The 13589-nt window shown below is 50.0% G+C and carries 12 protein-coding genes; 3 read left to right on the forward strand and 9 right to left on the reverse strand.

The genetic code is table 11. The features are described 5' to 3' along the window. Positions 1 to 170: 170 nt before the first annotated feature. From BN3277_RS15510 to BN3277_RS15525, 4 genes are all read right to left on the reverse strand, one after another. Positions 171 to 1886, reverse strand: coding sequence for a peptide ABC transporter substrate-binding protein (locus BN3277_RS15510; protein ID WP_059044108.1), 1716 nt, complete (start codon positions 1884 to 1886; stop codon positions 171 to 173). 225 nt (positions 1887 to 2111) lie between these two features. Then, the gene (locus BN3277_RS15515; protein ID WP_059044110.1) at positions 2112 to 2495 is read right to left on the reverse strand and encodes a DUF3397 domain-containing protein; all 384 of its coding nucleotides are present in this window, start codon (positions 2493 to 2495) and stop codon (positions 2112 to 2114) included. 79 nt (positions 2496 to 2574) lie between these two features. Beyond that, positions 2575 to 3507 (reverse strand): ketopantoate reductase family protein, encoded by a 933-nt coding sequence (locus BN3277_RS15520; protein WP_059044112.1) that lies wholly within the window; start codon positions 3505 to 3507, stop codon positions 2575 to 2577. A 125-nt stretch (positions 3508 to 3632) separates the two neighbouring features. Beyond that, positions 3633 to 4286, reverse strand: coding sequence for an RsfA family transcriptional regulator (locus tag BN3277_RS15525; RefSeq protein ID WP_059044114.1), 654 nt, complete (start codon positions 4284 to 4286; stop codon positions 3633 to 3635). A gap of 347 nt (positions 4287 to 4633) precedes the next feature. Between BN3277_RS15525 and BN3277_RS15530 the strand changes: the two genes are divergently transcribed. Then, positions 4634 to 4870 carry a DUF2626 family protein gene (locus BN3277_RS15530; protein WP_059044116.1) on the forward strand — a complete coding sequence of 79 codons (237 nt, stop codon included), beginning with the start codon at positions 4634 to 4636 and terminating at the stop codon, positions 4868 to 4870. Between the two features lie 129 nt (positions 4871 to 4999). Next, entirely contained in the window at positions 5000 to 6076 is a 1077-nt protein-coding gene (locus BN3277_RS15535) for a coiled-coil domain-containing protein (RefSeq protein WP_232436437.1), read from the forward strand. Positions 6077 to 6089: 13 nt separating this feature from the next. On the opposite strand, the gene BN3277_RS15540 is transcribed toward BN3277_RS15535, so the two are convergent. Both BN3277_RS15540 and BN3277_RS15545 read right to left on the reverse strand, forming a co-directional pair. After that, positions 6090 to 7352, reverse strand: coding sequence for an extracellular solute-binding protein (locus BN3277_RS15540; protein ID WP_059044120.1), 1263 nt, complete (start codon positions 7350 to 7352; stop codon positions 6090 to 6092). A gap of 2055 nt (positions 7353 to 9407) precedes the next feature. Then, positions 9408 to 10739, reverse strand: coding sequence for a PhoH family protein (locus BN3277_RS15545; RefSeq protein WP_059044850.1), 1332 nt, complete (start codon positions 10737 to 10739; stop codon positions 9408 to 9410). Positions 10740 to 10875: 136 nt separating this feature from the next. Here BN3277_RS15545 and BN3277_RS15550 point away from each other — a divergent pair, with 136 nt between their 5' ends. Next, positions 10876 to 11457, forward strand: coding sequence for a YhcN/YlaJ family sporulation lipoprotein (locus BN3277_RS15550; protein WP_059044122.1), 582 nt, complete (start codon positions 10876 to 10878; stop codon positions 11455 to 11457). Between the two features lie 44 nt (positions 11458 to 11501). Here BN3277_RS15550 and BN3277_RS15555 read toward each other — a convergent pair whose 3' ends face one another. The 3 genes from BN3277_RS15555 to BN3277_RS15565 form a co-directional block, all read right to left on the reverse strand. Beyond that, positions 11502 to 11954: a pyridoxamine 5'-phosphate oxidase family protein gene (locus BN3277_RS15555; protein ID WP_059044124.1), complete on the reverse strand. Its 453-nt coding sequence runs from the start codon at positions 11952 to 11954 to the stop codon at positions 11502 to 11504. Between the two features lie 119 nt (positions 11955 to 12073). Then, positions 12074 to 13162 carry an LCP family protein gene (locus BN3277_RS15560; protein ID WP_059044126.1) on the reverse strand — a complete coding sequence of 363 codons (1089 nt, stop codon included), beginning with the start codon at positions 13160 to 13162 and terminating at the stop codon, positions 12074 to 12076. 93 nt (positions 13163 to 13255) lie between these two features. Next, positions 13256 to 13564, reverse strand: a complete 309-nt coding sequence (locus BN3277_RS15565; RefSeq protein WP_059044128.1) for a YlaH-like family protein — start codon at positions 13562 to 13564, stop codon at positions 13256 to 13258. Positions 13565 to 13589 lie beyond the last annotated feature (25 nt).

Here is a 13589-nt window from a genome sequence, read left to right on the forward strand (position 1 = left end):
CTTCTTTTAAATTTCGACATATATCGATTTTAGGTGAAAAAAACCACTTTGTCTATTCCATATAATTGCATAAAGACGAAATGCTTGGAAGAAGAGAACACACAAAAAAAACGGGATATATATGGAATACCCACATATATATCCCGAGATTTCTATGCGATTAACATGACTTATTTACGTGCATCCGTAATATAAGCGCGGCTGTAATCTACAGCACCGCTGAAGTCAAGTACTACGCCTTTCAACCACGGTTTCGAAGCCGAAACGTTCGTGTAGTAGTAAAGCGGCATCAGGACTTGGTTGTCCTTGATCAGGATTTCTTCAGCTCTTGCGAAGTTTGCATCGCGTTTTGCCATATCGTCGCTGGTTTTCGCTTCTTGAATCAACTTGTCATATTCTTCGTTCGAGAAACCAGTATCGTTGTTGCCGCCGCCCGTTACCCACATATCCATGTAAGTCATCGGATCGTTGTAGTCTGCACTCCAACCTGCACGAGCTACTTGGTAGTTCAGGTTTTGACGGTTTTCGATAAATACGGCCCATTCTTGGTTTTCCGTCTTCACGTCAACACCAAGGTTTTTCTTCCACATGTCAGCAACCGCCAAAGCGATTTTCTTGTGCGCTTCACTGGAGTTGTAGATCAAAGTGATTTCAGGCAGTTTGGTGTAACCTTCTTCTTGCATCCCTTGTTCCAGAAGCTTCTTCGCTTCTTCCAAGTTTTCCGTGAAGTAATCGTCTTTGTGCTCGTTACGATATTCGTCGTTCAGACCTTTGATACCCGGAGGTACAAAACCAAACGCTGGAACTTGGCCGCCAAGCGTTACGTTGTCTACGATCGCTTGACGATCAACAGCCATCGAGAATGCTCTGCGGATATTCACGTTGTCGAACGGTTTAGCTGTTACGTTAAATTCATAGTAGTAAGTACTCGAAATCCCTTTGATCTCCAATTCGTCTTTCAATTGATCTTTCAGAATCGGAATTTGGTCGGTTGGGATTTCACCGTTTGGATGTCCAGCGCGATCCAATTCGTTGTTTTGGTACGATGCCAGCTCCGTCGCACTGCTGTTAACCAGGGACATGCTGATTTTGCTCAGCTTAATGTTGGCTTTATCCCAATAGTTTTCGTTCTTGGTTACTTCGATCGTTTGGCCTTTCACCCAGTTCGTCAAGGTGAATGCACCGTTCACGATCATTTTGCTTTGATCAACCGCCCATTTCTCATCATCCTTAACGGATTGGTGAACTGGGTAGAAGGTATAGAAGGAAGTCAGACCCAGGAAATAAGGAGTTGGGGCAACCAATTCCACTTCCAGAGTGTAATCGTCAACAGCTTTCACGCCAACTTGGCTGAAGTCCGTGATTTTTCCTTCATTATATTCTTGTGCATTCTTAAAGTAATACAACTGGTAAGCGTAAGGAGCAGCAGGATTTGTATTCGGGCTCAGGACACGTTCCCAAGCGAATAAGAAATCGTTCGCCGTAACAGGGTCGCCATTGCTCCATTTTGCGTCTTTACGCAGGTGGAACGTATATTTCGTTCCATCGATGTCCCAGCTTTCAGCTGCTGCGGGGATAACTTGACCAGATTCGTCCTGGCGCGTAAGACCTTCATACATCAATTTCAGAACGGTGTTGGCTTGGCTGTCTTGAGCTTGAGCCGGGTCGAATGTTGGTGGCTCCGCGCTCAGGTTAATTCTAAGCGTTTGATCTGCGGCCAATTTCTCTTCACCGCTGTTGCCACTGTCGGAAGCTGTATTGCCTCCGTTAGCTGCGCCGTTATTGGCAGCGCCATTGTTCCCGCCGTTCGAACCGCATGCGGCAAGCAAAGTGCCGACTGCAAGAACGAGCGTCAGAAGAAGCAAAAGACTTTTACTCTTCTTCATCTAGCAATATCCCCCTTAAAATGTTTTGGTATATGTTTTTAGATTATACAACCAGCGGTCAAAAAAATCCAACATAAAATTAAAGATTTTTCGCGCGATTTGCTAAATTTAGCGCTATTCCTTAACAAAATAGTCCAATATACAATATTGACTTTTGTTTTCCTTAACAATTAACCCAGGATGTCATTGATTTATTCGGTATTTCACCTTTAGCCCTAGTTTGGTCTATGCTGCTGTAATATATGTAATGAAGCTGATCAAAAATAACAAGACATAAGCAACACCGGTTGCCGCAAACGCCAGGCGCCAGACTACGCGCAGCAGTTTACGCCCGTCAACCTTCCCCTTCAGCCGAGTTTGCGCGCCGCCGATCAAACCTCCAACAACCAACAGAATAATGAGGATCAAATAAAAGCCAAAGGTTGAATGGAACACATTGTTGAACAACGCAGAAACCGACAAGATCAAAAACAGCGTCGTCACGTCCATTGCCAGTTTCAACGCTGCTTTTTTATCCCGCTTCATTTGATAATGAATAAAATAAATCAGCCCAAAAGGAATGATCGGTACCATGGCTAACACGATAAAGGAAGAGACCAACGCTTCCAAAGCCTCACCTCCGCATCAAATTGAAAATCAAAAAGCTGACTTGCAAAGTAAGTAACTATATTTTTATATCCATGTTAGGTTATAAAGCTCGGACCAAGCGCCAAACCGTTTCATGCCCTGGAGCAGGAACTCCTTTGCCGCGCGCCATCTCGACTAGATTCCCATTGATATAATCGATTTCCGTAGGCAACCCCCGCTGTACATCATTCAGCATGGAAGAGATATTTGACGAAGTGGATTGGCAGACCGCAACGATTTGATCATACATGTCCTTATCATAGGGAATGCCATAGGCATCATAGACCGCTGTGCCTTCCTCACATAACTGGCGAAGCAGGTCGAGCCGCTCTTCGGTCTCCAGCAATTGCCCGTTCGACACCCGCCAAATGGCTGTCAACGGGTTGATGGTGGCATTGATCAGCAGCTTCCTATAGATCTCCCTTCCGATGTCTTTCGACAAAAGCGCGGTAAATCCTGCTATCTCAAGCATTTTCACCAAAGTTTCTCCATCCTTGTCTTGTCCGACCGAGTTGCTCTTTCCAATTTGCGTTGTCCCTTGACCCGCTCGGCTTACGTGATATTCGTTCATCCGTTTGGCCCCTTCGGTTGTGATTGCCGTATAAGTTGGCACACCAGGAAGGGCACTGTTTATGAGTTCCAAATGCCCCACCCCATTTTGAAAGCATACGATCTTCGCGTCCGGGCCCACGAGACGACCTACGGAACTGAGAAGCTCCGCATTAAGATGCCTTTGCTTTGTAGTCATCAACACCCAATCGGCCCCCTTAATCCTCTCGGTTCCACCACTTTCTTCCATATAATAGGCTTCGAATCGACTTCCTTCAATCGTCGTCGAGGTACCGTTTGGTTCATCCAAATGAATTCCTTCTTGCTTCAGTAATGCAGCTTGCTCCGGAGTCCTTGTCCAAAAACGCACGCAAGCCCCGGAGGCAATCAACTTCCCGCCGAATAGCAGCCCTAGCGCCCCCGCCCCGATAATGTCAAAATACAATGTGGTTTCACGTCCTTTCCTTCCTTCTATTCCTTTTATACCAAACCCTCCCCCTAAAACACAAAACTCCTGCCATCATGGCAGGAGTTTTGCTTTGCATATCGTCCCTCTTCCATATAATCCACTTACTCAATCCGTTCCAAATTTCCGTTTGCGTCCATTTTGAATCTCGATTTGCTTTCCTCGTCCTCTTCGTTCAAAAAAGCCAACCGTCTCGCGCGATCCATAATTTGAATTAACGCCTTATAATCGTCATTGACGACCCGGTAGTCGGTTTGCACCTCACTAACCTGTGCCGATAACCGCTCGTTTTCCTCGCGAAGCGTGGCAAGCTCCTCTTCTTTCTCGCGTAGTTCCTTCTCCAGCGATTTCATTTGGCGATTGGTTTCCTGAACCGTGTTTTTCCATCCACGTAAAAAACGAATCACCGCATCGATGGAAATCGTCTCTTCCGTAACTCCATCGCTGCGATAGCCACCGTCGTCCATTTCGACGGAAGCGAGCGAGGCGATGCCGGATCCCGCGGTTAGCGGGGTTTGTTTTTTCATATAATTCCGTTTCTGTCTTTGGGCTTTGGCGATGCTGATGGCCGCTTCGTATTTCTTCCGGACGCAGCTATTCCAACGGAAACCGCAGGCCGCCGCCGTTCTGCCGATTCGTTCTCCGACCTCTTCGAAAGCGTTTAATTGGGTGCTGCCCTCCCGGATATGCCGAAGAGTTACCTCGGCCAGAATCAAATCATCTTCTGCGCTCCATGCATCTTGTCTCACAGCTGTCATGCTATAAAAACCTCCTAACGACATCCTAGTCTAACCGTCTTCCAACCGGCGGTCTCCGGCAGGCGTATGGGTAAAATGCTTCTTACTCCATTTCTATGCCTCTCATAGAGTTCATAGAATCTATTTGATACTAAAATGTATTTCCAAAATCAGGGGTCTCCATACATGACACTCACGGAAACGAATAACGCAAGCAGATATCGGCAGATACTACCGTTACATATATCACAGCATTCCTGGCATAATTAGGTTAAATCTTGACTTTTCGTTTACACTTTTCGGCCTAACGGGTATAATGGGTAGAGAAATGGAAGGTTCGTTGATACATAAGAAAGGGGGATTACCTCGTGGCACGCATGTTTCGCGTCCTTGGCTTCTTCACTTTGGCTATTGGGCTTATGGCCTTTGCGGGCGATCTAACGGAGATGGCTTTGCTGTTCTTTTTGCAAACCGCCTTTTTCGTTCTATTCGGCTATTTGAAGTTTACCGAGAGAACCTATATCCTGCTGTTCTGGGGATACATGATCGTTGCATTTACCGGGTTCAGCTACTGGACGATCTTCAAAATGGGTTTGCCCCTCTAATCCCAAAAGTTCATAAGATTTCAAAAAGGCGTATCGGCCTGTGGCCGAAACGCCTTTTTTCGTGATCTCTGCTATTTCCGAACCTGTTATCATATATATAGTACAACCACTGACGGGAGAGGATCGTTGTTGAAGAAACGCATCATATCACTCTGTCTATTGCTGTCGCTAACTGCTCTCCAACTCGCCGGTATTCCGGCCGCCGCTAAACCGTTCACTGCCGAAGAACAGCAGATCCTGGAGCAAAGCTTGTCGATTCAGGAAATCGACCGGGAAATCGAACGGATCGAAACCCGCCAGCAAGAAACAGAGCAGAGCCTCCGCGAGCTGCAAGGACAGCTGATTGAGAAAAATGAACAAATTCGCGTTAGCCGGGAGCAAGCCGGTTTTAGGCTGCGCGCTTACTATATGGGGGAACGGGAAAATTTGCTGTACGCTTTGCTTAGCGTAAACAGCCTCAAGGATTTTTTTACCGTATTGGACTATTATCAGCTCATTATGGATCGGGATCGTACGATCTTAAACCATTACAAGGCAGAGTATACCGAATTGACGCGCACCAAACAGAAGCTGGACAACACCTCCACTGAGCTCGCGCGTATGAAGGAGGAACTTCAACTCCAGCGCAGTCGCGTCGCCGCGCTTCAGCAAAGTGTTGATGAATCGCTTGGACTGAGCAGCGATCCCGAGAAGCTGAAGGCCCTGATCCAAGAGCTTACGGCTTATTGGGAGAACGTAGGTCTATATGAGCTTCGCAAATATTTTCAGGCGCTTAGTTCAGCGATGTCGCAGTTTCCCGACTTTTTGCAGCAGAACAAGAACAGCCTGGTCGCGGAAAAAGGCGGGTATCGCTTGGAGATCCGGGAAGAAGAGTTAAATGCGTTTCTCTATAGCAAAAGCGAGCTGCTGAAGGACATGAGCTTTCGCTTCGAAAAGGACAAAATCATTGCGCAAGGCAGCCGGGAGGGCTTGGAGCTGGAGGTCGAAGGGCACTACACGGTGGAGCAAGAACCGGAAAACTCAATCGTTTTTCACGTAGACCGTCTGCTGTTTAATGGATTGGCATTGCCGGACACGACGCGGGCCGAGCTGGAACGGGATTTCGATCTCGGATTTTATCCCAAAAAAATCGTCCCCTTCGTAGAAGCCACCGATGCGGCCATCTCCGTGGGAACGTTGACGGTGAAATTGAAATTAACTTTGTAGGAAGCAAACCGCGTTACGGGCTGAGTTCGGCCAACCGACTGCGGTATTGCTTCGCGTTGATCGCCCCGCTCAAATAATCGTAAGTAAGCGGCGCAAAGGATTCAAGCTGTTCAGGCAGCGCCGGACTTGCCGGCAGTGCCGCACCGGAGCCAGCGGCCAGCGAAGCCGGAATCCAATTCGGCAGTTGATTGGGAGCAGCCTCGTAGTAAATGGTTTTTATTACAGGTAAATGTCGAGTAGCCTCCTGCCAGCGCATCTGATTTAGGGCGGATGTCATTTCCGAAATCCACAATCCGGCTGCTTCGGCGTTGGACGTCTGCGAAGAGACGGCATAACTGCGGCCTTGAATCCAGGCCGACGCCAAATTCGGCTGCACCTCCGGCATCCACACCTTAATTTGAGGATGCGAATGCTTTCGCGCCTCCGATGCCCGGATCATCAGCATGGCCAATTGGCCATCATTCAGCTTGCTCCAAGCATCCACTCCAGCTGCCCCTGCATCCAGAAGCCACGGATGGAGCTGTTCCAGCTGTTGCAAGGAGAGCGGCATATTGTCCTTTAGGGCGTAAAAAGCCCCCCCTGCCCCCGGCTTCCAGCCTCCTCCGATTTGCCAAAGCAGCGTGGCCGCCGCATACGGGTCGCGGTAATCCAAGCCCAGAAGGTAGGGCTGAGGACGTTGTTTTTTGAAAGCGGAGAACAGGATGCTCCAATCGTCCACCGAAGTTGGCGGACGCTCCAGTCCTAGTTGCTTCAGCTTGGCCGTATCATAGAGAAGGACATATGGATCTACATCCAGCGGAACTCCCCAAACATACCCATTCCATTCGTTCGGGATCAAGGAAGCGCTTAACACTTCTCCGGACAAAGAGCCGGAGTAATATCCCTCCGTAGGCAGCAAGTAGCCGTCGGCGGCAAAGCGACGTATCCAGACATTGTCCAGCAGCAGGACGTCCGGGGATTCCCCCAGCTTCATGAGTTGGCGCTGAAAAGAAGCGTAACTCTCTTCCGCCGGCACATTCACCAACTCCACCTCCACCGGATGGATCGCCATAAACTGACGATTCATTTCCTCCAGGCGGCGGAAATCGGACTCGTCCATTTGCACCGCCACTTGAAGATGTCCGGTCTCCTGCGAGGTCTGCGCTTCGGGCGGCGTTACCGGCTGGCTTTCCCTGCCGTCTTCCGGGCGAACCAACGTCGTTTCTTCGCTAGGGGACAGATTAATTAAAGCGAGTAGAAGAATCGCAAAAAGCACCCAATGATTTTTTCGCTTCACGCCTGTTCTTCCTCTCCACGATTTAGGAGCGCAAGTTAATAAACATTCCGATACTTCGTATTGTAGCAAATCGCCGAAGGTGTTGTCCCGTAAAAAAATGTATATGTAGGGGCGGAGGTCACCGGTTGAAGTAAACCTTTTCAGAGCGATGGGGGGCCGCCGGGTGAAATGTTCTTACGATCGCTGCTGCTCGCGTGCAAAACCGTTCCACCCTAACGGACCTGAGCGCCGTTATTTGCTCATTTCCCGGGTATTTCCCATTCTAACGGAACCACGAGCCGTTATTTGATCCAAAATGGTACTCGTCACGCCAAAAGTGTCGCAATAAGGTCATCTTGGTTCGTTAGCGCTCCAAGTCACCCTTTCTCCACCAAATAACGCCTCTCAGGTCTGTTAGCACTCCAAGTTACCTCGAAAAATAGCCCGTTGAATCAAGCAGTAACTAACTCACTGGGGCCAACAAACTAACTTGTGCACTTGCGGTCGTTGATCCCCCCACCCACCGTTTCATTCCTCCCTAACGGACCTGAGGGCCGTTATTTGCTCATTTCCCGGCTATTTCCCTTTCTAACGGAACTACGAGCCGTTATTTGATCCAAAATGGTACTCGTCACGCCGAAAGTGTCACAATAAGGTCATCTAGGTCCGTTAGCGCTCCAAGTCACCCTTTCTCCACCAAATAACGCCTCTCAGGTCCGTTAGCACTCCAAGTTACCTCAAAAAATAGCCCGTTGAATCAAACAGTAACTAAATCACTGGGGCCAACAAAAAAACTAACTTGTGCACTTGCGGTCGTTGATCCCCCCACCCACTGTTTCATTCCTTCCTAACGGACCTGAGCGCCGTTATTTACTCATTTCCCGGCTATTTCCCATTCTAACGGAACCACGAGCCGTTATTTGGACCAAAATGGTACTCGTCACGCCGAAAGTGTCGCAATAAGGTCATCTAGGTCCGTTAGTGCTCCAAGTCACCCTTTCTTCACCAAATAACGTCTCTCAGGTCCGTTAGCACTCAAGTTACCTCAAAAAATAGCCCGTTGAATCAAGCAGTAACTAACTCACTGGGGCCAACAAACTAACTTGTGCACTTGCGGTCGCTGATCCCCCCACCCACCGTTTCATTCCTTCCTAACGGACCTGAGCGCCGTTATTTGCTCATTTCCCGGGTATTTCCCATTCTAACGGAACTACGAGCCGTTATTTGTTCCAAAATGGTACTCGTCACACCAAAAGTGTCGCAATAAGGTCATCTAGGTCCGTTAGCGCTCCAAGTCACCCTTTCTCCACCAAATAACGCCTCTCGAGTCCGTTAGCACTCCAAGTTACCTCGAAAAATAGCCCGTTGAATCAAGCAGTAACTAACTCACTGGGGCCAACAAACTAACTTGTGCACTTGCGGTCGTTGATCCCCCCACCCACCGTTTCATTCCTCCCTAACGGACCTGAGCGCCGTTATTCGTTCATTTCCCGGGTATTTCCCATTCTAACGGATCTACGAGCCGTTATTTGATCCAAAATGGTACTCGTCACGCCGAAAGTGTCGCAATAAGGTCATCTAGGTCCGTTAGCGCTCCAAGTCACCCTTTCTCCACCAAATAACGCCTCTCGAGTCCGTTAGCACTCACGCAAACCCTAAAATAGCCCGGCGGATCAAGTTAAACCGATTCGCCGGGCCTTCTACTATTATTTTTCTCGCGATGGACGAGTGGCAACCTCGGCCAGCGCCTTCCCGCTTCAGGAAAGCAAGTAACGAACCGGAGGAAGTTTACGTCCGCATTTGGGAGCCGGTTGTCTTCCTTCTATCTCATCATTGGACAACCGGCGGACAAGAGCGGGCCGAGGTCGTTACTTGCTTCCGATGAATCTGCTGCAAAAGGGGTTCCCGCGACGGACGAGTGGCAAGCCTCAACCAGCGCCTTCCCGCAACAAGTAACGAACCGGAGGAAGTTAACGTCCGCATTTTGGAGAGGTCGTTACTTGCTTCTGATGACTCAGCTACACCGGTTTCCCGCCACGGTGCCCGCCCGCCCGAGTCCAACGCGAGTTCGCCCTCTTACAACAGGTCCGCCGCCAGCTGCGCCAGCTTCGAACGCTCGCCTTTCTCGAGCGTGATGTGGCCGCTCAAGCCCTGGTCGCGGAAGCGTTCGACCAGGCTGGTCAACCCATTGCTGGAAGCATCCAGGTACGGGTGATCGATTTGCTCTGGATCACCCACCAGCACGATCTTACTGCCTTCCCCGACGCGGGACACGATCGTCTTGACCTCATGGCGCGATAGGTTCTGCGCTTCGTCCACGATAATGAATTGTCCCGGGATGGATCGGCCGCGAATGTAGGTAAGAGCCTCCACCTGAATGCTGCCGAGCCCCATCAGGATCTTTTCAATGTCACCGGATTTCTTCGTATCAAACAGGAACTCCAGATTATCGTAAATCGGTTGCATCCAGGGGCGTAGCTTCTCTTCTTTTTCACCGGGCAGATAGCCGATATCCTTCCCCATAGGGACAACGGGCCGGGCAATCAACAGCTTCTTGTATCTGTGTTCATCCTCGACTTTCAACAGGCCCGCAGCCAATGCGAGCAGCGTCTTGCCGGTTCCGGCTTTGCCTGTGATCGTCACCAGCGGAATCTCATCGTTCAGCAACAATTCCAAGGCCATACGCTGTTGGGCGTTTCGGGCGCTGATCCCCCAAACCGGCTCGTTACTAAGATACAGCGGCTCCAAGCGAGTGGCATCCTCGTTCACCTTCAGCAAGGCGGATTTGCCGGTGCCCATCTCGTCTTTCAGAATCACAAACTCATGAGGATAAAGGGAGTAATTAAGCCCCAACGGCTTGATCGGCAAAAAACGATACGTATAAAATTCGTCGATCACCGATGGGTGAACCTTAATGGTTGAGTAACCTCCGTACAGGTCGCTGGGGCCAACGGTCCGGTCCGACAGATAATCTTCGGCGTGCACCCCTAGTACGTCGGCTTTGATCCGGACAAGCACATCCTTGCTGACCAGGATCACCGGGCGCGGTGACTCCAGCCCCGCCTGCTCCAGATGATAGTTCAGGGCCACCGCAAGAATCCGGTTATCGTTGGTAACCTCTCCAAACATCTCTTGGACTTTAACGAAGCTACGGTGGTTTAATTCCACCTTGATCCGCCCGCCACCCTCAAGCGGCACCCCGTCATGGAGATGACCCTTTTCCCGCAGTCCATCCAGCAAGCGCGATACGCCCCGAGCGTTCCGGCCGATTTCGTCGGCATTGCGCTTTTTCGTGTCGATTTCCTCCAGAACGACAGCTGGAATGACCACATCATGCTCGTCAAAGGCAAAAACAGCCCCCGGATCATGCAGCAATACATTGGTATCCAAAACGAAGATTTTCTTCACCATTATCCCCTCCACCGCGGTCATTGCAGCCTAATGAGATTCGTACATATTTTTTTCCGTCCCGGGAAATCTAAAATCGATATATGAACTCCGGTACTGGAATGGAAGAGATCAATTCCGAAAGGACGGATCGAACATGCGAATATGGCTGTGTTTGTTAGTGACGGCTTCCCTGCTTACAAGCTGCGGAACTGGTTCTGAAAAGGCATCACCCTCTCCAAATAATCAAACGGGGAATACGCCTCGAGCCCAAAGCGTGGACCCTTACGCCACAACCGGTACGAACGGCAATAAGGCAATGTCGGACCGTGACAGACAAATGTATTTGGAACAGCTTGTGAAACAGGTTCCCGGCGTCAAAGGCGCACACTGCGTGATTATGGGCAAAACCGCCATCGTGGGGATTGATGTGGACAACCGCCTTGAGCGCGCAAGGGTTGGGAGCATTAAATATACGGTAGCTGAAGCGCTTCGAAAAGATCCGCATGGGGTCGGTGCCATCGTCACCGCCGATATGGATTTGAACCAGCGGATCACCGAGATCGGCAAGAAAATCCGAGATGGCCGGCCGGTTTCGGGCTTCGCCACCGAGTTGGCCGATATTATCGGGCGAATCGTACCGCAGCTACCTAACGATACCCGGCCACCGGAAGGCGTAAACCCGAAACAAATGCAGATCGCCCCTGGCGGCGACACGTCACGGCAAAACCTGCGTTAAACCTGTTTGTCCCAAGATGGAAAAAAAGCCTAGCGATCAACTCGCTAGGCTTTTTTCATGGCTTCAAACACTTGACGATCCAGCATGTCCGCAGCACGCTGGTCATAAACTTTCGCATATTCCGGCGGAGATACCAGTTGCGCGCCGTAGAACAACGCGTTCCGTACCGCATCGATTTGAACATCGAAGCAGCACATATTAAACGGAACTCCGTCCAGCGGATCCTGTACGACGGAAGCCCGGCCATTGATGGCGTAGATTGTCTCCTGGCCAAAGACCGTCACGGTAACCCGCGGATTGGCCTTCAAATTGCCGACCAATCGGGAGCGATGATCCAACGCCAGCCGCAGCTTTGAATGATCTACGGCATACACCCAAGAGATCGCACTGGATGTGGGTCCGCCGGACTCCTGATCCACCGTATTCAGCAAGACAAACGTTTCGGACTGGAAAATCGAATAAAGCGAATCGGACAATTGGGTAACGACCTCAGACATATCGACCAGCCCTCCTGTACGGCATTGCATGGGATTTCTGCTCAGACGCTTCAGCTATCCTGTAAGTTAATTGTATTATAGCATGCGGTAAAACTTGCCTTCAATCGTCAGTTGACCGGCTAGTTTTGCCCTTGTCCGCTGCTCTCCGGTTGTGTGTCAGGCGTCTGGATACCGGCGATCTGATTCTTTAAGGCCTGCTTTGCCGCCACCAGTTCGTCCTGATGCAAATAAACATACGGGCTCTTCCAATCGCCGGTGACCGGCATGAAATCCACGTTCTCTTTGGAAATGCTCCAATAAGTCTGAATCATGTTTTTCATCTGCTGGGATTCCAGGTCGGTCTCCATATTTTTGCCAACCGATTCAATTACTTTACCGGCGCCCATCACGCCGTTCAGCGATTTCGCCTGGTCGATCAGGGCATGCAGCACCTCATTTTGCCGGCGGTTGCGGTCGAAATCATCCGATCCCTTCGTTTGCGGCTTACAGTTCGATTTGCGGTACCGCACAAACCCTAATGCATCTTCCCCGTTTAGGTGCTGGGCCCCTTTTTTGAGGTTGATATTCGTGCCGTCAGCCGTATCGCGGTAACACATATTCGCATCGACATTCACATCGACGCCGCCCAGTGCGTCCACTACATCACGGAACCCTTGGAAATTCAGTACCGTCACATAATCGATATCGATATCAAAAAACTTGCTCATCATCGTTTTCATTTCCTGCTTGGCGGAAGTCCCCGTTTTCTTCTCGGCCGCCAGGAAATTCGGATAAAACGCATTGATCTTGTTCGTCTTATACCCGTTCATTTCCAGCTTCGTGTCCCGTGGGAGGGACACAACGGTGGCGGACTTCGTTTCCGGGTTCATCGCGATCACCATCATCACATCACTCAGATGCGTGCCGGTCTGCGGGCGATAGTCCGTGCCGAGCAGCAGCATCGTAATCGGCTTCACCTTAGCTGATTTCTCCGGCGCCACTTCGTCTTGGGTCCCGGTCGCATCAATCACCTGATCCGCGGTATAGAACAAATACCCTGCATAAAGGCCAATCCCAATCACGCCGATAATCATCAACGTCAGGACAAATTTGAAAAACTTTTTAATGCCGCTGGATTTCTTCTTTGGAGCCGGACCCTTTTTCGAACCTTTTGTCGAGCCTCTTTGGCCTTTCCCCCGTGGAGGTAAGCCGCTGTGGTTAGAACTCATGAACTCAAACACCTTATTTCGTATAAAAATGTTGTCGCATCCATAAAGACGTACCGGATTTCGAAAAAGTTACCGATGAAGGCGGGAGCCAAATTATACCGACTTATCCTCCGCCGGAGGCCCCGCCTTTTTCTCCTTATTCCGTCGTCCCTCGACAAAGTAACGAATTCGCACCATAAGCATCAGAACGACGGCCACCAGAAGACATTGAATGATCGGCAGCTTGTCGATTTGAAAAATGAGCAGCAGGAACGAACCCAGCGCCATGAGGAGGTACAGGATAATCTCCTTAAAGAGCGGCAGCTTCTGCTGTGCACGAAATACTTTATTGTAAACGAAAACGATCAGCACGAAGATCAGCACGTAGGAAATCACCGGATGCTCCGCAAACCAAGTCTGCATAGCGAACCCCTCCTTCAAATGGCAA

Source organism: Paenibacillus rubinfantis, from assembly GCF_001486505.1.
GTDB lineage: Bacteria > Bacillota > Bacilli > Paenibacillales > Paenibacillaceae > Fontibacillus > Fontibacillus rubinfantis.